This window comes from Arsukibacterium indicum, from assembly GCF_019100565.1.
GTDB lineage: Bacteria > Pseudomonadota > Gammaproteobacteria > Enterobacterales > Alteromonadaceae > Alishewanella > Alishewanella indicum.
In genome coordinates, this window is record NZ_JAHRID010000006.1 from 171,795 (window position 1) to 191,649 (window position 19,855).

Consider the following 19,855-nt stretch of genomic DNA (forward strand, 5'->3'; position numbering starts at 1 on the left):
GTGGTAACCTGTATTGTCATTTTTTAGCTGCCGGCACTGCAGCTTCAAACACTGCTTGGCCGGCAAGCCAGTTTTGTTGTACCTGATACTGTGGGTCCAGCAATACCATATCGGCCAGATACCCGTCAGCCAGCTGGCCACGACTATCGGCACACCCCAGTGCTTCTGCCGGGTAAAGTGAGGCCATCCGCAATGCTTCGCCTGGTTCGACGGCCAGGGTTTCAATGGCGTAGCGCACTGCACTAACCATATCCAGCACGGACCCCGCCAGTGCGCCGGCTTCATTTGTCAATTTATTGCCGTCGCGCACTACTTTACCGCTGAAAAATGCAAACTCAGTTTCATCTGTCCCAACCGGCGACATGGCATCCGTAACCAGCAGCACCTTACCTTTGGATTTGGCCGCTAATGCCAGCCGGGCGGCTATGGGGTGGATATGCAGGCCGTCCAGGATAATGCCACACCAGCTGTCGGTATCTGTCAGCGCTACCCCAACCATACCCGGCTCGCGCGAGGTCAGTGGCGACATAGCATTATATAAATGAGTAAATCCACGGGCACCGGCGGCAAGTGCTGCCTGCACCGTTGCCGCATCAGCATTTGAGTGGCCCAGCCACACCTGAACGCCGGCGGCTACCAGTTGCTTTATTTGATCTGGCGAGACATTTTCTGGTGCTACGGTAATAAGCTTCAGGCCAATGTCATTGCGCTGATAAAGTGCCAGCTCTGCTGCTGACAGCGGCCGGATATGCTCCGCCGGATGCACCCCTTTTTTTGGTACTGATAAATGCGGCCCTTCAAAGTGCAAGCCAATAATTCCCGGTTGCTTAGCCGCAATAGCCTGAGCTACCACATCGGCTGCTTGCTGCATTATGGCAACAGAATCAGTAATAACAGTGGGTAACATGGCACTGGTGCCAAAACGGGCGTGGGCCAGCATCATCTGGCGTAACGTTGACAGCGTTGGCGCAGTATTAAACAGCACTCCACCGCCACCATTAACCTGCAAATCAATAAATCCTGGCACCAGGATACCAGCCTTAACTGCGCCGGTTGCAGGCCTGATAGCGCTAATTCTTCCCTGCTGCCAGCTTAGTTCAACATTGCTGTGCCAGTGGTTGCCATCAAACAGCGAGGCAACAGCTATGCTACCTGTGGCGCCACTATGTTCAGTATCGGTATTCATCATGCTGTTCCGGTTGCGACACGGCTTGAGCTGGCTTGCTTTGCAAACCACACCGCGCCATATTCAGGCGGTTGAGACGCCGGCACCACTAACTGGCGCACTGCCGTTGTCAGATAAGGTTCTACTTTATATGCCAGACCACCAATTAAACACAAGGCCGCCGGCTGAATTGTCATTAGCCGCTCAGCGATGGCATTAATGTGGGCTGCGCCCTGTTCAGCAATTTGCCGGGCAACGGCATCGCCCTGCTCCGCCGCCAGAAACACCAATGGCGCCAGCCTGGCGTAGTCAGTCGGGCTGGCATTCATAAAGTGAGATACCAGTTGCAGAGCGTTACTTGCCCCCACTTCTGCCTGCAATAGCGCTGTCAGGAGAGTTGGCTCAATCAGTTTATCCAGGCTGCGCAGCACCTGCTGCAACACCTGCAAGCCAAACCAGGCACCACTGCCATTATCACCATAAGGAAAGCCATGGCCTCCCACTTCCAGTAACTGACCTTTAACAGCAGCCAGTCCACATGAACCGGTACCGCAGATAAGTACAGCACCATCCTGACCATCGTGGGCACCAATACAGGCAATATGTAAATCGCTGGTCAGATGAAAACTGGCAAACGGGTGCTGCCAGGCTGAAAATAGCTGATAATACTCGGGCAAATTAACGCCGGCCAGCCCCGCACCGACGACCAGCTGCGACATGGCACTTTGTGGCAAGCCTGCGCTGGCCAAAGCCTGACTGGTAGCATCCAGAATTGATGCAGTGGCCAGTTCCATCCCGCGCAGCGGATTGCCCGGCCCGGATAATCCTTCACCCAGCAGCTGATTATCTGCTGTCATCAGCACAACCCGGCACTTACTGCCGCCGCCATCGACGCCCAAATACAGGGGTTGTTGTGTTGGTACCTCAGTCGTCATCCTACATCCTCTTTTCTGAGTCGGAGTGGTTCACTCAGCAAGTTGTGCTGTAAAGCAAGCAGTTTAGCTGGCTAAAACTTGACTTTAGCATAAGTCTTTGCCAAATTGACAGCGTTGTCATTTTGTTTTCAGCATATAATAAATCTGACAAATAACAAGAGGCTTGTTTAAATTTCAGCCGGATTATTTCCGACACCGCCGGAGGCAGGTAAATGCGTTACATTTACATATTGATTTTTTTAGGGTTTGTCAGCTTCCCAGGCAAAGCCGCTATTAACAGCCAAAGTGAACTGGCTGATTTTGCCAAAGGCGCCGAACTGTGGTTTGCCGTTGAATCAAACTTACTGGCTGAACCCTCTACTTTCAGCGGCAGTATCAGCCTGATCAATAACTCGGCCCAAGCACTGCCAGCCGGCAATGCTGACTGGCAAATATACCTGCATATGGTTCGCCGGATTAACAGTACTGAGCAGGCTGGCCTGACCCTGCAACATATTCAGGGTGATTTGCATCGGATTTCACCTACCAAAAATTTTAAAGGGTTGGCAGTGGGTGAGACGTTACAACTGAATTTTCAGTCTGCACCCTGGATCATCAGCTACAGCGATTTTATGCCCAGGGCATTTATCGTAGCCGCCGGCTTAACCCCGGAAATATTCGCCAATACTGACACAGAAGAGTTCAGCCATTTTGTCCGGCCGATGACCGAACCCCGGCAACTGCTGCGTAATATTGGCAACGGCGATAAATTTGCCACTATGACTGACCAACAGCGATACCGGCAAAACCAGACAGCCGACAACGCGCTGCTAAGTAACGCCGAGCTGCAACGTCGTATTGTACCTTCGCCGGCTAAGTTGCAAATGTTTGACGGTAATATTGCATTAAGTAGCAAATGGCAACTGCATCTCAGTGCTGAACTTCAGCACGAAGGCCGCTATCTGCAACAACAGCTTCAGCAATATTTCGGCAGTGATATCACATTTGCCCAGACGCCTGGCAAACAACAAATTAAGCTGAAATTAGCGGCCCCTCACCCATCTCTGGCTGCTGAAAGCTATCAGTTAAAAATTCGCGGCAATGTCGTTGAGATTACCGGCACCGACAAGGCCGGCGTTTTTTACGGTATTCAGAGTTTGCTGGCGCTGCTTCCTGTCAGGGATCAGGCAACAACGCCAGTCCGGTTGCCGCAGCTGTTCATCAGCGATCAACCCCGCTATCGCTGGCGCGGCATGCATTACGATATGGGCCGGAACTTTCATGGTATCGAGGTTACGCTGCGGCTGATTGAGCAAATGGCCCGCTATAAACTAAACAGACTGCACCTTCACCTGACAGAAGATGAAGGCTGGCGATTGGAAATTCCGGGCTTACCGGAGCTGACAGAATTAGGCGCTTATCGTTGTTTTGATTTAACCGAGCAACACTGCCTGCTAACCCAGCTGGGCACAGGACCGCATCCCAGTGGTTCAGGCAACGGCTATTATAGCCGTGAGCAATTTATTCAGCTGCTACGGCATGCCCAGGCACATCATATCCAGGTGATCCCGGAAATTGATTTGCCCGGCCATGCCCGTGCTGCCATTAAAGCCATGGAGTCACGGTATCAACGGCTGAATCAGGCTGAACAGCCAGAGCAGGCGGCACAATACCGGCTGACAGAAGATCATGATCTGTCCGATTATCTGACCGTTCAGAATTATAACGACAACTCAGTCAATGTTTGTCTGGAATCAAGCTATCAGTTTGTTGATAAAGTAATTAGCGAACTGCAGCAAATGTATCTTGATGCCGGCACTGAGTTAACCCTGTTTCATATGGGAGGTGATGAAGTGGCAAAAGGTTCCTGGCAGGGCTCACCAGCGTGCCAGCAGCTGATTGCCAAACCAGACAATGGTATTAACAGCGTTGACGACTTAAAGCCCTATTTTATTAACCGGGTCGCACAGCTGACTGCTAAGCGCGGCCTGGCACTCGCCGCCTGGGAAGATGGCTTAATGGCAACAGCAGCTCAGCCTTTTGCCCGCAAGCAATTTCAGAACCCTCAGGTAGTAGTCAATGCCTGGGATAATATCTGGGAATGGGGCTATGGTGACAGAGCTTATCTGTTTGCTAATGCCGGTTATAACGTGGTGCAATCACCTGGCACCAATCTGTATTTCGACCACCCGCAGGAGGCGCACCCGGCCGAGCGCGGCTACTACTGGGCGGCGCGGTCTACCGATACCGAGAAAGTGTTTTTCTACCGGCCGGATCATTTGTATCACAATGCTGAGTTTACCCGCGACGGTACCGAGATCACGGATTTAGCAGCGCTGCTGGGGCGCGAGTTACCACAGCTGGAAAAACCGGAAAACATGCTGGGTATTCAGGGCCAGGTCTGGAGTGAAACCATTCGCACCGCAGCGCAGCTGGAGCAGATGGTTTATCCGCGACTAATTGCCCTGGCAGAGCGAGCCTGGCACAAAGCCGGCTGGGAGCCCGATAAAACCAGTATGGCAGCGCGCGCTGACTGGCAACATTTTAGTCAACGCTTAGTCAGCCACGAACTCCCCCGGCTGCAACTGACTAATAGCGGCCATTATTTACCACCGCCAGGTGCCATCCGCGACAACGGCAAACTAATGGCCAATGTTGCCTGGCCAGGTTTAATCATTGAGTACAGTGTTGATCAGGGCCAAAGCTGGCAGCATTTTCAGCAACCGCTGACAGCTTCTGCAAAGCAAATATGGCTGCGCAGTAAGCTTGGCGGCGTTACCAGCAGAATAATTAAACTCTGAACCTGCATTTGCTAATCCTCAGCAAAAAAAACGGCACCTTTAATGGTGCCGTTTTTTTTGACCGCTTGCTATCAGGCTGGCTTAACCAGCTTCTGTACCAATTTCTGTGTATGCTGCAATGACATCAGATGCGCATAAATCGCTGTCAGAAAGCCCAGCTTGCGTAGTTCAAGGAATACCTCATTGTCCAGCTCGTTCAGCTTTTTCTCATCAATCATATGAATACCATTAATATTGCGTGGTTCTCCGTCAACAGTAATGGTTAATACCTGCTCTTTAATCAGATCCAGGCTTTTCAATTTTTCACTGAAACCACGGGTGATCCGGCTGAATTCTACATATTCACCCATTTGCTTTTTCCGATCGGCCAGGTAATCGGTTTCGCTACCATCTTCTTTAAACAATGGTAAACCTTCCTTTTCGTTAACCCGCGCAGAAGATTCATCAACCGCTACTACCAACCGGTCACTGTTTGGTTCAGGCTGTACCAGCACTAAAGGATAATTCCGCGCAACCCGCGGCACATACAGTGCATCCCATTTACCGTCAGCCATCACCAGGTTCTGATTTGCCGCTAACCCCAGCAATACAACTGGCTGATAGCTGTCATTCTGACCATCTTTAATAAACACAACCGGGAACTCTGCCCCGGCAACCACGAATTCCTGCACAACTACCGGTAACATATGCTGATCAGCGATATGGCTGAGCGCATTCTCAGTGCTGATTCTGGTTTTGGCATGTTGTTCTTTACTAAGGGCTACTACTTTTTTCTGTTCCATAGATAACTCATTGTTATGGGATTTTTTAAGATACCAGCTGTTTGCGGTGTTGGCTTAACTTGCAGGATTATTATCTGCCGCCGTCTGCCTCGCTGGCGTACCGGCGTTATCTTGCGGTAAGTTGAGCCGCGAATCAACTGCTGAAGCCGATAAAGTAAGGTTTATCGTCGCTCCGATGCGGCCCGGCAGACCTTGCTAAACCTACTTAAGCCTGGTTAGTGAGGAAATAAGCCACTGGATTATCGCTTGTTTTGCTACAAACGTACCCTGGCCATGAATCCCCCGTTTTTCTGGCGGAATATGACTCAGTATTTCATCATCACTCTCAAGTAAAAAATGACTATACATGGCACGCCATGCTTGCCGTTGCGCTGGTGGTAGCTCCCGAAAACAGAGCAGACTGTGCAACAAGCCGTTTAACGGTGCCATTCTGCTGTCAGTGGAGCCTATCGAGCCTCCCCACCAGTAATTAACCAGCAAGTTTACCGCAGCGGTTGATTCTACCTGATGCCACCATAATGCAGGAATATAAAGCACATCACCGGGCTCCAGTTCAGCAACTAAGGCATGTTGCAACGCTTCACGCACTTTAGGAAATCGCGAAAAGTCAGGATGACTAAAATCAACCAGACTAATGGGTGCCCCTGTTGGCGTATAGTCCAGCGGTCCGATATACAAATTTGCTACCTGCTCTGGCGGAAATAAGGTAAAAGTTCGTTTACCGGCAACCACACAGGCCAGATTGTCAGCATCATCAAAATGCGCGGGCACCATCACCTTGTTGCCAAGCCAAACTCTCGGAACAATGGTGTCCGCTAACAGCGGGTTGGGGTTGTCCGCAATAAATGCTGGCATACATTCGCTAACCAAGGCACTTTGTGCCGCTATCCGAACCGCATCAGGATCTGATGCGGTTTTAAACAGCTGGGACAAAATAGCACTGAGTGGATATTGGCGCTTTTCATAGTTGAAACCAGCCAGTTCAGCGTTATAGCCGATTCGGCCATTGGTGTCAGACGCCAGTAGTAATGTATCAACCTGCTTGCCGGTGTCCTGACCGGCAATGTATTGTGACAAAGCCAGATCAGATGTTGTCGCCGCCTGCACAATTGGCCAGTGGTTTAAAAACCCCCTCAGTACAGCGGGCTGCGAACAGGGTTTAATCTCCTGGTGCCATTGTTTTGTTGTCACGTTGTGCCAGCTATTTACAAATTTCGGCATGTTCAAGTCCCAAAATAAAAGGGTTAACAGTTACTGTTAACCCTTTGTTTTTATTTCTTGTCAGAAAATACGTTTATTGCCATCAGAACGCCATTCTTATCCCGGCTGTAAAGCGCCGGCCATTCTGATAAATGGAGAATAAGCGCGCGGCATCGGTATTATATTCCACCACTTCTTCATCCGTCAGGTTAACGGCTTCCAGCGATAAGGTAATAGTATCTGTCAGATTATAACCAAAGCTTGCATCTACCTGACCATAACTGTCGTTCCAAAGCTCATCACCATTAAAGTGTAAACCTTTATACCATTCGGTGCGGTAGTTATACATCAGCCGGGCGCTGAACTTATCCGTTTCATAATACGCGCTGGCGTTCATCATGTGCCGCGACGTACCCTCCACTAAACCAGAGCCGGGACGGCTGAGTTGCCGGTCTTCATCCCGTTGCGCGTTAGTGTAAGTGTAGTTAGCACTGACACCGTAATCGCCAAATGCTTGCTGGTAAGTCAGCTCAATACCATCGGTGGTGCCTCCTGGCCCATTTTCTGGCCGGGTAAAGGTAACATCAACCCACTCATCACCTTCTTCCCAATAACGCTGGTCAACAAAGGTTGAAAAGCTGCGGTAGCTTTTTATGTCTTTGTGAAAATAGGTAACGGCCAGCAATGCTGACGCATCGAAATACCACTCCCAGGATAAATCAAACTGATCAGCGATTTGTGGCATTAAATGGGGGTTGCTGGCACTACCAGTTGGCTGAGCAACATTTAACGAGCCATATGTAATAGATGAAGAAATATTATTCCAATCCTGACGGGCCATTACCCTGGCCGCACCAAACCGCAGAATCTGGTCTTCAGACAAGTCAAAAGCAATATTCAGGCTTGGCAGCACTTCGCTGTAATCGTTATCAACTTCTACCCACTCCAGCACTTCAGGAGTCAGCCATTCTCGATCAATGGTCCACAGGCCCCATGAATCGCCAGAGAACTCATAACCACCGGAAGTTTGCCGGGTATCCACAAACCGGACGCCAACGTTACCGCGGAATCCCTCACCTTCAAAATCACCTTGAACATAAAGCGCCAGAATATCTTCTTCCACAGCCCAAATTTCAGCCAGGTTTTTGGAGCGGGCAAAATCTGCCGGAACCCCATTTAATCCCTCAAACGCAATCTGCTCCATTGCAGCACGGTTATGGGCCATTTGTTGTGTCATATTGCCATTGACCACTGCATCAATATTAACTGTACCGCTAAACAAACCACACTGAGCCCAGTCATAACAAGTAGCAAAAATATGATCCAGATAACTACCTGCAATGTCTTCATTGCCCGTCATCGTTTGTGGTCCGTGCCAACTGTATGCTACCCGGTCCTGAGTACGTTCAGCCATCCGGTATTTAGCACCCGCCTTTATCGCAGTAAAGGCACCTTTTTGTACCGGAATAGTGAAATCTAACTGGGCATAGGTTTCTTCATCTGTGGTTGGCTTCTCACCACCCCATATCCAGCCTGGCCGGAATTGAGTCGGATCAGTCGCATCAACATCGGTGTTGGCCGTCGGCGTGCCTCCACGCAAGTCAAAGTCATAACCCGTGCCGCCTGCAGGGCCATACTCCCATGATGTTTCCCGGTAAGTACCGCCTTTGGCTTCTGTATGACCAAGCTGGGTATGTAACTCAAAACTATCGGCACTGTAATTCAGGTCGAAATCAACAGAGCGAGTTTCGGTAGACGATACCCGGTTTATAAAGTTATATGCCGCGGTGCCGGCAGCAGCTACTTCGCCAGCAACAATGCTGCCATTTTCAAGCACGGTGTTAGTCAGTGAGCCTGCATTGTTATTGACAAAAATTAACCAGTTCTGGTTGTGGTTATTCGCATCAACTTTTGAGTCGAGGATATTAAGTACCATATCCAGATTGTCATTTGGCCGGGATTGCAGTGAAAGAAACAGTGTTTCGCGTTCACGGTCCTGCTCAAAGCGTGGCACACCGATGTGGCTCGGTATTTTAGCATCTAAATCAGTATTGGTTGGCCAGCCGAGTACTTCAAAACCCTGGCGGACAACTTTACGATCCTGCTTGATTGCTGATACAAGTACACCCCAATTTTCCGCGTCATTTTTCCATGAGTACATACCGGAAAGCTGTGGATCCCATTTCTCTGATGCTTCTGAATACTGACCTTCCAGCGAAATGTTTACTGAGTTGGCATCCAACGACAAGGGCGTCCGGGTGCGCAGAATAACGGTGCCACCAATTGACCCTTCGTCAATACTGGCCAGCGGCGATTTATAAACCTCTAAATCTGAAACCAATGCTGATGGCAGCATGGTGTAATTAAAACTCCGCCCCGGGTTGTCCAGAATAAACCAATCAGCAGTAGCCACTGTCTGACCATTTAACAGCGTCCGGTTTGTAGAAGAACTGGCACCGCGGATCGTAATTTTTTCCCCCTCGCCAAACTCCCGGCTAACGCCGACACCGGTGATCCGGGACAACGACTCGGCAACGTTCTTATCTGGAAACTTACCAATGTCTTCCGCTGTCACTACGTCGACAACCGCATTGGAATAACGCTTCGCATTCAGGTTTGCCTCCTGTGAAGCCCGGATACCCCGAATCTGAATAACTTCAACCTGCTGTTCCTTAACCTCATCTTCCTGGGCAATAACCGGCAATGCAGTCAATGCTGCTCCGGCGATCAGGGCCATTTTTACCGCTATAACGCTTTTTCTAATGTTGTTGTGCAGCATGTGCATCTCCCGTTCCTGTGCTCTTTGGCTTGGTACTTTTGTTATCTTTTTATTGATGACAGCGTTGTCATTGAAATTAAACATACACAAATTAATTTCGCTTTGCAAAGAATTTCAGCTGTTTTTTTCACCAGTAATGTTCAGGCTATTTTGTAGCGGCTAATTGGCGATAAGCCACGGCACAAGATAACAGCCAAACATAAAACCTTCTTATATTGTTGATTTTAAATTATTTACTAAGAAAAAGAAGAATAAGAGCGAGGCTTAAAACTTGTAACAGAAAATAACTAATTGCTGTTTTTGATAAAAGAGGTTATTCATTAGATTAAATATTTCTTAAAAATTTGGCCAGCGCTGTCATATACAGCAATGCTGATGTTATAAAAAATGCTGATTATGCTAGACTGGGCAGCATATCCGGCCATGCCGATCTGAGAAACACAATGAAAATAACCATTAATGATGTAGCAAAGCTGGCAGGTGTCTCAATAAAAACCGTCTCGAGGGTCATGAATAACGAACCGTCGGTGCGCAAAGATACCTTTGATAAAGTTACGGCTGCGATGAAGCAGCTGCAATATCAACCTAATACAGCGGCCCGTAATCTGGCCAGTAGCCGCTCTTACAGTATTGGCTATGTTTACGATAACCCTAACGCTTATTATGTTATTGAAATGCAAAGGGGTATGCTGGACGCTTGTCGTAAACATCATTATGAACTGATTATTCACCCAACCAATGCACAATCACCGGAAATTGTGCAGGAAGTACTTGAGCTGGTTGAACGCTCCCGTCTGGCAGGGCTGGTATTAACACCACCATTTTCTGAAATGCCGCACCTGGCTGAGGCACTTACCGAGAAAGAGGTCGCCTTTGTCAGGATTATTTCCGGCTCAACGCCATCACCAAAGCTCAGCAATTGCGTTTTGGTAGACGACTTTACTGCAGCCTTTAAAATTACTAATCATTTACTGGAACTGGGCCATACCGATATCGCATTTTTAGGCGGCGATGAAGAGCATAGTTCCAGTGGTGAGCGTCAGGCAGGCTTCGAAGCGGCGCTGATTAAACGCGGCCTTAAGGCAAAGCCTGAGTGGGTAGTAGCCGGGCGCTACTCGTTTGAATCAGGGGTGGCAAGAGCTAAAGCCCTGATGAGCGCCGAAAATAAACCCAGTGCAATATTTGCCTGTAACGATGAAATTGCAGCAGGGGCGCTATTCAGTGCCCGCCTAATGAATATTTCTATTCCGGACCAGCTCGCTATTGCCGGCTTTGAAAACAGCCCGTTTTCGCGTCAAACCTGGCCACCGCTGACCACAGCGCACCAGCCTAATTCCACCATTGCCCAGTATGCCGCTGAGTTATTATTCAAATGCAGCAAGAAAACCCACAATAAAGCTGATGTAAAACAACAAACGGTATTTATTCCTGAGCTGCTGGTGCGCGAGTCTACCTCATCGGTAACTTGAATAGAAATCAGGTAGTCCGAACAAGTTAACCGCATAAAAAAACCGCTGCTGGCAGCGGTTTTTTTCTATGGCTCCGTTATCGCCACAAAACTGAAAGTTTAACCGCCAGTAAACTGATAGTAAGTTGGTGCGTTAGGACCTACCGGGAAACCGCCGACAAACACCCACAGAATAAACAGTAGCGTCCACCCTACAAAAAATACCATCGAATACGGCAGCATAGTGGCAATCAGCGTTCCCAGCCCCATATCCTTTTTATAGCGTGCGGCAACCGCCAGGATCAAACCAAAATAACTCATCATTGGGGTAATGACGTTGGTAACCGAATCACCTATCCGGTATGCCGCCTGAATAACTTCCGGCGAGTAACCAACGATCATCAGCATAGGCACAAAGATCGGCGCGGTAATTGCCCACTGCGCCGATGCAGAACCCAGCATCAGGTTGACAAAACCACACATGGCAATAAAAAACACGAACAGCAATGGGCCGGTTAACCCCATTTCCTGCAGGGCAGTAGCCCCTTTAACCGCAAAAATGGCCCCCATATTTGACCAGCCAAAAAAGGCGACAAACTGGGCGGCAAAAAACACCAGCACAATATACAAACCCATAGAGCCAATGCTTTTTGACATGGCATTAATCACATCACGATCGGTTTTCATGGTGCCGACAATTTTGCCGTAAACAAAACCCGGTATGGCGAACGTGACAAAAATAAACACCACGATCCCTTTCAGAAACGGAGAGTCCGGTACGCCACCAGTCTCAGGGTTACGCAAAATGCCCCACTCCGGCACAATACTTAATGCCAGTAAAACAGCTAATAGTAAAAACGCCAGACCAGCACCTTTTAAACCCAGTTTTTCCCGTGGGGTCAGGGCATCAAGCTGCTGTGCGCCTAAGTCAATAGATGCCTCATTAGGGTTATATTTTCCCAATTTAGGTTCAACAATCTTTTCTGTGACAATGGCACCCAGGGTGGCAATAACAAAGGTACTTACAATCATAAAGTACCAGTTTGCTTCCGGGCCGACATTATAGGTTGGATCAATCAGGTTAGCCGCCGACGTGGTAAAGCCTGCCAGTAACGGGTCAACCGTACCAATAAATAAGTTAGCGCTGTAACCACCGGAAACACCGGCAAAAGCCGCAGCTAAACCGGCCAGCGGATGCCGGCCAAGCGAGTGGAATATCACTGCCGCCATCGGGATCAGTACCACATAACCCAGCTCTGACGCTGTATTTGAAATAATACCGGCAAACACAACGGTAACCGTTACCATTCTTGGCGAGGCATTCATTACCAGACCACGCATTGCGGCTGAAATCAGCCCGGAGTGTTCAGCAATGCTCACGCCAAGTAAGGCTACCAGCACCACACCAAGGGGTGGAAAGCTGGTAAAGTTAGTAACCAGGTTGGCAATAATCCGTTGCAGGCCATCAACACTAAATAAACTGACCACCCGGATAATGCCATCTGCCGACCGCCCTGCTGCGCCCTCAGGCCGTGGGTCTACCGCGCTGAAATCAAAATAGGCGGCAACGCCACTGCCAACAACAACCAGCACTGCAAACAACGCAAATAAGGTAACCGGATGCGGCAATAAATTGCCCAGCCACTCTACCGTATCAAGAAAACGGGTAAACCAGCCACGCTTGGCGGCTGCCGGGGCAGGTGTCTTACCAGCGTTTGTCATAAATGAATTCCTCTTGGTCAAAGCACAGATAATGATAAGTATTATCTGGAAATAGTTAATCGCTTTTTAGTTATTTTAAGGCACACAGCAGGAAAATAGCGCAAGAGCCTGATATTTCCGGGCTTAATCAAGCCAGACTGGCCCGTTAAGCAGACTTTTATATTATATATTGGCCAAATCTATCACAGGAATGGCAGAGCGCAAAGTCAGAACCTTTAATAGTAAAGGCTATACGGCTAATCTGCAGCTGAAAACGATAAAATGCCCGACTCATTAAAGGTTATACCAACCGTCCGCCCGGCCTGCCAACTTTACTCCCGTTACGCTTTCACCATTCTCATAGCACTCATAGCACTCATAGCACTAAAGTACCGTTGTAACTCAGGTGACTGCTGCCTAGCATAAGCTATTAATAATTTCAGGAGTAACCTTATGCGTGCAGTCATCACCGGCGGTACCGGCGGCATTGGTTTTGCTATCGCCAGCCATTTTGGCAAAGCGGGTTATCAGGTCGTGTTAGCTGATTTAAACGAAACCCTGTTACAGCAAAAAACGGCTGAGCTCAGTCAGCAGGGTATTACTGCCGATTACTGCCTGCTGGATGTGACTGATCAGCAGGCAATTGAAAATTGTGCCAGCCGTTTCCCAGCCGACATTTTGGTAAACAACGCGGGAATTCAACATGTTGCCAGGCTGGAAGATTTCCCACCGGAAAAGTGGGCGCTGCTGCTTAACGTGATGTTAACCGGGCCCGCCATGCTAACCCGGGCCATGCTGCCTCATATGCGCAGTAATAATTTTGGCCGGATCATTAATATCGGGTCTATCCATGCTGTGATAGCGTCACCTTTTAAATCAGCATACGTGGCCGCAAAACATGGTCTGCTGGGATTCAGTAAGGTTGTCGCGCTGGAAAATGCCGATAAGAACCTGACGATAAACACCATTTGTCCGGCCTATGTCAAAACGCCATTGGTGGAACAGCAAATTGCCGCCCAGGCCAAAGAACACAACCTGACCGAGCAACAGGTTATTGAACAGATTATGCTGGCACCTATGCCACAGAAAGCCTTTATTGACGTCAGTGAAATAGCCACCATGGCTACCTTTCTGTGTCAGGATGCAGCCAGGCACATGACAGCACAAACGCTTATTCTTGATGGTGGCTGGACAGCCCGCTAGCACTGCGCCGGCATCTGAGGCACAATCAGGCAATGAGTAACTAATGACTTCACCTGAGCAGATGATTGAAAATGGCAGCGGCATTGGCTTAGCCACCATTGCCGCCATTTCGCTGGTATACCTGCTGATTTTATTCAGTGTTGGCCGCTTTGGCCGGCGCATTACCGCCAGGCATCCGCTGGCTCCCTGGATATTCAGCTTTGCGCTGTCAATTTATTGTACCTCCTGGGCGTTTTACGGCGTAACCGCCCAGGCTGCAGTAAACGGCTGGTGGATACCACCGACGTACATCGGCTCTTTTATCCTGTTCTGGTTCGGTTTTAAATTAATCGCCCGCATTGCCATTGCCTGCCGGCGCTATCGCATCACCTCCGTTGCCGACTTTATCGCCACACGCTTTGGCCATTCCCGCTCGCTGGCAGTAATAATTACCTTAATTCTGATCATGGCGGTTATTCCTTATATCGCCCTGCAATTGCATGCCGTTTCTACCAGCATTAATACCCTGGTGCAGGCAGAGGTTGGCAAGCACTGGTACACCGATACCGGCTTTTATGTCAGCCTGTGGATGGCAGTATTCGCCCTACTGTTTGTCAGTAAAAGCGCCCGGGCCCATCAACCTAACCCCGGGCTGATGACCGCCATTGCCTTTGAATCGCTGATTAAGCTGCTAGCTCTGCTGGCCATTGGCTGCTTTGTGGTTTTTGGTATGTTTGACGGCTTTGCCAGTATTTTTGACAGCGCCGCGGTTGACCCTGCCATCAGCAAGCTGCGACAGCAGGCGCTGCCTATGCACGCCTACTGGCTGCATGCCCTGCTCGGCTTTTTTGCTACCCTGTGCCTGCCCAGGCAGTTTCATGTCAGCTTTGTTGAAAACCAGAAGTTAAGTCACCTGCGCAGTGCCCGCTGGATCTTCCCACTGTATTTATTATTAATGAGTATTTTTACCCTGCCACTGGCATTAGCCGGCGTTATGCTACTGGGAAACGACGTCAATATTGATGTGGTGGTACTGCAATTGCCGCTGGCGGCAAATCGCACCGACGTGGCTTTGCTGGCCTATCTGGGAGGTTTTTCTGCAGCAACCAGTATGGTGGTGGTTGCCACAGTAGTGCTGGGTATTATGATCACCAACGAATTACTGGCACCGCTTATTTACCGTAGCAGCCAGCTTCAGCCAGACGTTCAGCACAAGGTAAAAGTTGCCACCCTGCGTCGTTCGGCCATGCTTACCGTAATGGCGCTGGGCTTTGTGTACTACCGTTTTATCGGCACCGAAACCGGCTTAGCTCAATTGGGTTTAATGGCGTTTGCGCTGGTGGCGCAGTTGGCGCCAGCGTTAATCCTTGGTTTATTATCGCGCAAGGTCAACCGCCAGGGCGCTATCGCCGGGGTGCTGAGTGGTGCGGTAGTCTGGGCGTATATTTTGTTACTTCCGGAAATCAGCCGGGCGGGTTTAATGGGATCGAACTGGCTGAGCCAGGGGCCTTTTGGTCTGTCCTGGCTGGCCCCACAGCAGTTGTTTGGCTGGCAGGCAGACCCATTAAGTTTAGGGGTGCTGCTAAGCTTGTCGGTAAACTGCCTGATGGTGTTGCTGATAAGCCAGTTTAGTAATACCCGGGTCAGCGAATGGCTGGAAAGCGGCCGTTTTCTGAGGGCCCAGCTTAGTACCGACCATAATCGTCGCAGCTCACAGTTAAGCGTGCAGGATTGTTATCTGCTGGTTAAACGTTTTGCCGGTGAAAAAGAAGCACGGCGTCTGTTGCTGCGTAATTTAAAAGACCCAACACCCGCTCAGAATCAACTGGCGCCGCTTAATCTGGTACAGGCTGCCGAGCGCAGTCTGGCGGCTGTGGTGGGCGGTGCCTCTATGCGGCTGATTATGGATGCTGCCGGCAGGCATGCTCAGCTGCCAATGGAAACCGTTGAACGCTTTGTAGACGAAGCCAGTCAGGTATTTCAGTTCAACCAGGCATTGTTGCTTTCTACTATTGATAATATCAGCCAGGGCATCAGCGTGGTCGATGCCGATTTACGGCTGATAGCCTGGAATCAGCGCTATATCGATATGTTCAGCTATCCGCCGGGCATGGTTGAAGTTGGCAAACCGGTCGCAGAGGTAATTCGCTTTAACCTGCAGCGCGGCCTGATTGACAGTGAAAATATTGAGGCTGAAGTCAGCAAACGGCTGAGCTTTCTGCGCCAGGGCAGCAGCTATAAGTTTCAGCGGCAACAGCAGGACGGCCGGGTACTGGAAATGCAGGGCAACCCCCTACCAGGTGGTGGCTTTGTTACCACCTATACCGATGTCAGCTCTTTTATTGAAGTTCAAACCCAGCTGGAACAAAGCAACACCCTGTTAGAACAACGGGTGAACGAGCGGACTTACGAATTGCAGCAGCTTAATCAGCAACTGCAACACACCCAAAAGCAGCTGGAAAGCAGCACTGCCGCCAAAACCCGTTTTTTTGCTGCCGCCAGTCATGATTTAATGCAGCCATTTAATGCTGCAGCGCTGTTTGCCGGCTTATTGCGCCAGCAAAGCACCACCCCCGAGTTACGCCAGTTAAGTGCCAATCTCACTAACTCACTTAATTCGGCCGAAGAACTGCTTACCGCCATTCTGGATTTAACTAAGCTCGACTCCGGCGTCATTAAAGCGTACCCGCAAACCGTCGCCGTCAGCCAACTGCTGGACGATATTGGCCGTGATGCCGCGATACTGGCGGCTGAAAAAGGCCTGACGTTTCGGATCCACAGCAGTAAACTCAGTGTCAGTACTGATCGCAAGCTGGTAAAGCGGGTTATTCAGAATCTGCTGGCTAACGCAGTGCGTTATACCAGTCAGGGCAAAGTGATCCTGGGAGTAAAACGTTCTGGCCAGCAGTTAAAAATAATGGTTATTGATACCGGAGTTGGCATAGCCGAGGCAGACCAACAACGTATTTTCGAAGAGTTTCAGCAAGGTAGCCAACCTGATCAAAAAGGCCTTGGCCTGGGGCTGGCCATTGCCCACAGAATAAGTGCAATTCTGGGGCATAAACTTACCGTGCAGTCAGCATTGGGCAAAGGCAGTTGTTTTTGTTTATCCCTACCATTGGCAGCGGCATCGGTAATGCCAGAGAAAACGCCAGCCATCAGAAGCGAAGTAAGTGCCAGCTTTGCTGGTAAGAGGATATTGCTGCTGGATAACGAAGCCCACTTACTCAGTGCTGTCAGTGCGCTGCTAAGCAGCTGGCAGTGCCAGGTAACGGCGGTAAGCCAGCCCGCAGAGGCCCTGGCGGCTATTCGCCAGGGGCTAAAGCCCGATTTATGCCTGTTTGATTATCATCTGGATAACGCTGCAACCGGTGTTGCAGTAGCTGAACAACTGGCCAGCCATTTTGCCATCAATGTGCCGGTGATTATCCATTCAGCAGATCATGACCAAAACATCCGCGAACAAGCCCTGAATAGCGGTTTTTACTTTTTGTTAAAGCCCCTGAAACCAGCCGCCCTGAAAAAACTATTCAGCCGGCTACTTCGCTAATATCAGCCCACCATGTGAACACAACATAAATTCATATAAAGCATATAAAAAAATAAACTGAAACTCTAATTTACTTTAACCTCAAATAAGATAACATTTGCAACATTTTTACCATCAATGTAGTAGAAATGGATTTGAATCTGGTTAACGCCCCCTACCTGCCTGACGCGCGGGCAGCATTGCAGCGTCTGGTGCAGCATAGCAGCACCGATGTGGTGACCGATTATCCGCTGCTATTGGCGCCACAACTTAGCGCCAGCTTGCTTAGCGCTAATGCTGCGGCAATAAGTCAGGCTATGCAGCAATCTACCCTGGCAGGCGTCAGAGCCTTGCTACCAGCGGATGTACTGCTGGGCAACGCACCGGCAAAGCCGCACTTTTTTGCTGTCGACTTCGCGCTTTGCTGCAACCAGCAACAGCAACTGGTACCACAGCTGATTGAGTTGCAGGCTTTTCCGTCAATGCTGGCAATGAGCTTTTTTCTGGAACAACATTATGGCGCCACTGTGCTGGCAGGGCAGACCTTAGCCCAACGCCAGCAGCTTTGGCAGCAAATGCTGCAACCTGAACAGAGCTGCGACCCGGGCGATACCGATGGTACAGGTGAAATAATTATGCTGGATTACCAGCCGCTGGCGCAGCGCACTGCCATGAGCTTTGTTTTAACCGCCCGGCTTGGAGTACAGCCGCTCTGTGTTAGTGAGTTATACCGCAAAGGCCGCAATTTGTTTTATCGGCTGGATGGCCGTGAGCGCAAAGTACAGCGAATCTACAACCGGCTCATTTTGGCGGCCCTGCCTCAGGCCGTTGCGCAACAAGCCAGACGGTTGCTGACCGATGCCGACGTTAGCTGGCTCGGCCACCCGGACTGGTATTATTCTGTCTCCAAAGCCAGCATGCTGTTTATGCAAGGCCCCTGGTTACCGCCGGTCAGTCTTGTTAATAGTCTGGCGCCAGACACCATGCTGGCAGACCGTGTTTGTAAGCCCTTATTCGATTTTGCCGGTCGCGGCGTAGAGCTGTCTCCCACTGCGGCCTATCTGGAGTCCCTGCCATCTGCAGCTTATATGCTGCAACAAAAAGTAAACTATGCAACCTGTGTTATCACACCGCAGCAGCACCAGCTGAAAACCGAGATCCGGGTCATGAGCTTATGGCCAGACAACACAGCAGAACCAGTGCCCGTAGCAATGATGGCGCGCTTAACTGCGGGGGTTAGCATCGGCATGAACCAACAGCAGACCAACCAGCACTCAGCAGGCGGTGCCACCGTAGCGCTGTGCGCTGAACAAGCCCGGGAAGCTCAGGAGAAAGTATGCGCATAAAATGGTGGCTGCTGCCAACGCTGCTGGCAAGCCTGATGTTAAGTGGTTATGCCCTGTGGGAGCAACAATGGAGCCGGACGCTACGCACCGACATGGCTTATGTTGAAGCCGATCTGGTGTATCTTAAAGCTCAGCAAAGCGGCATAGTGTTGGCACGTTACGCTCAGGAACTTAGCCAGATCACAACCGGCCAACCCTTGCTGCAACTGGACGATGCTACTGAGCAACACCAGTTTGCCAAGCTGCAGGCTGAGCAGTTGCAATGGCAACAGCAACTGGATGCCAATGCCAACCAACAGGCGATAATCCGCCATCAGCTACAGCAATTACAGTTTGATATTGCCCTGGCCCAATCGGAGCTCGAACTGGCTGAAGCCGATTTATATCGCCAGCAGCAACTGCAGCAACAAGGTCTGGTGCAGCAGCGCGACTGGCAGCAAGCCTCGCATCGCGTGCAGCGGGCCAATATAATGCAACAAAAGCTGCAGGGGCAGCGACAGGGTCTGACATTACAGCACCAGCAATGGCAACTGCAGGCTGCCATTCTGCAGCAGGATCTGGCAAAAAACAGCCTGGCCCAACAAGACAGCAGCAGACGGATCAGCCAGTTCCGACTGTTAGCACCAGTCAGCGGTGTTTTATCCAGCATCAGCGTTCAGGCCGGCGAACTGGTTAACGCCGGCGATAATATTGCCACACTGGTGCCCACAGAGGCGATTTGGATTGAAGCCTATTTCAAAGAAAGTGTTATCGCCGACATCACGCCGGGCCAACGCGCCGAAGTGCGGATCGACGCTTTCCCTGAGCAACGCTTTGCCGGCGAAGTGATTGCGGCCTCACCACTGGCCGGCGCTAAACTCAGTTTAATCAGCCCTAACTATACTTCGGGAAATTTTATTCGGATTGAACAACGGGTACCGGTGCGGATCCGGCTTAGCGACAGCGAATTGCCCGTGCTGCGTCCGGGCTTATCAGCCCGGGTTACTCTGAGCAAAGCTGATTAACTGCC

Annotated in this window: 12 protein-coding genes; 6 read left to right on the forward strand and 6 right to left on the reverse strand. The window is 50.2% G+C overall.

The features are described from left to right. Positions 1 to 16 precede the first annotated feature (16 nt). Both nagA and nagK read right to left on the reverse strand, forming a co-directional pair. Entirely contained in the window at positions 17 to 1,189 is a 1,173-nt protein-coding gene (gene nagA / locus KQY15_RS13640) for an N-acetylglucosamine-6-phosphate deacetylase (protein WP_254795713.1), read from the reverse strand. Continuing rightward, a complete protein-coding gene (gene nagK / locus KQY15_RS13645; protein WP_217670066.1) occupies positions 1,186 to 2,100 on the reverse strand; it encodes an N-acetylglucosamine kinase in 915 nt (304 codons plus the stop codon). The genes nagA and nagK overlap by 4 nt, the downstream gene beginning before the upstream one ends. Positions 2,101 to 2,312: 212 nt before the next feature. Here nagK and KQY15_RS13650 point away from each other — a divergent pair, with 212 nt between their 5' ends. Beyond that, the gene (locus KQY15_RS13650) at positions 2,313 to 4,880 is read left to right on the forward strand and encodes a family 20 glycosylhydrolase (protein WP_217670068.1); all 2,568 of its coding nucleotides are present in this window, start codon (positions 2,313 to 2,315) and stop codon (positions 4,878 to 4,880) included. Positions 4,881 to 4,951: 71 nt separating this feature from the next. On the opposite strand, the gene KQY15_RS13655 is transcribed toward KQY15_RS13650, so the two are convergent. The 3 genes from KQY15_RS13655 to KQY15_RS13665 all read right to left on the reverse strand — a co-directional run bounded on the left by KQY15_RS13655 (position 4,952) and on the right by KQY15_RS13665 (position 9,641). Beyond that, a complete protein-coding gene (locus KQY15_RS13655) occupies positions 4,952 to 5,662 on the reverse strand; it encodes a SapC family protein (RefSeq protein ID WP_217670070.1) in 711 nt (236 codons plus the stop codon). A 201-nt stretch (positions 5,663 to 5,863) separates the two neighbouring features. Continuing rightward, entirely contained in the window at positions 5,864 to 6,883 is a 1,020-nt protein-coding gene (locus KQY15_RS13660; RefSeq protein WP_217670072.1) for a cupin-like domain-containing protein, read from the reverse strand. 82 nt (positions 6,884 to 6,965) lie between these two features. Further along, on the reverse strand, positions 6,966 to 9,641 hold the full coding sequence (locus KQY15_RS13665) for a TonB-dependent receptor (protein WP_254795714.1): 2,676 nt from the start codon (positions 9,639 to 9,641) through the stop codon (positions 6,966 to 6,968). A gap of 443 nt (positions 9,642 to 10,084) precedes the next feature. Here KQY15_RS13665 and KQY15_RS13670 point away from each other — a divergent pair, with 443 nt between their 5' ends. Beyond that, positions 10,085 to 11,110, forward strand: coding sequence for a LacI family DNA-binding transcriptional regulator (locus tag KQY15_RS13670; RefSeq protein ID WP_217670074.1), 1,026 nt, complete (start codon positions 10,085 to 10,087; stop codon positions 11,108 to 11,110). Positions 11,111 to 11,208: 98 nt separating this feature from the next. On the opposite strand, the gene KQY15_RS13675 is transcribed toward KQY15_RS13670, so the two are convergent. Continuing rightward, positions 11,209 to 12,810: an AbgT family transporter gene (locus KQY15_RS13675; RefSeq protein ID WP_217670076.1), complete on the reverse strand. Its 1,602-nt coding sequence runs from the start codon at positions 12,808 to 12,810 to the stop codon at positions 11,209 to 11,211. A 432-nt stretch (positions 12,811 to 13,242) separates the two neighbouring features. On the opposite strand from KQY15_RS13675, the gene KQY15_RS13680 reads away from it, so the two are divergent. The 4 genes from KQY15_RS13680 (at position 13,243) to KQY15_RS13695 (ending at position 19,850) form a co-directional block, all read left to right on the forward strand. Beyond that, entirely contained in the window at positions 13,243 to 13,992 is a 750-nt protein-coding gene (locus KQY15_RS13680) for a 3-hydroxybutyrate dehydrogenase (RefSeq protein ID WP_217670078.1), read from the forward strand. 43 nt (positions 13,993 to 14,035) lie between these two features. Beyond that, the gene (locus tag KQY15_RS13685) at positions 14,036 to 17,521 is read left to right on the forward strand and encodes a PAS domain-containing hybrid sensor histidine kinase/response regulator (protein ID WP_217670080.1); all 3,486 of its coding nucleotides are present in this window, start codon (positions 14,036 to 14,038) and stop codon (positions 17,519 to 17,521) included. 128 nt (positions 17,522 to 17,649) lie between these two features. Further along, positions 17,650 to 18,846, forward strand: a complete 1,197-nt coding sequence (locus KQY15_RS13690; RefSeq protein ID WP_217670082.1) for a hypothetical protein — start codon at positions 17,650 to 17,652, stop codon at positions 18,844 to 18,846. Continuing rightward, on the forward strand, positions 18,837 to 19,850 hold the full coding sequence (locus KQY15_RS13695) for an HlyD family secretion protein (RefSeq protein ID WP_217670084.1): 1,014 nt from the start codon (positions 18,837 to 18,839) through the stop codon (positions 19,848 to 19,850). Before KQY15_RS13690 ends, KQY15_RS13695 begins: the two co-directional genes overlap by 10 nt. Positions 19,851 to 19,855: the final 5 nt, after the last annotated feature.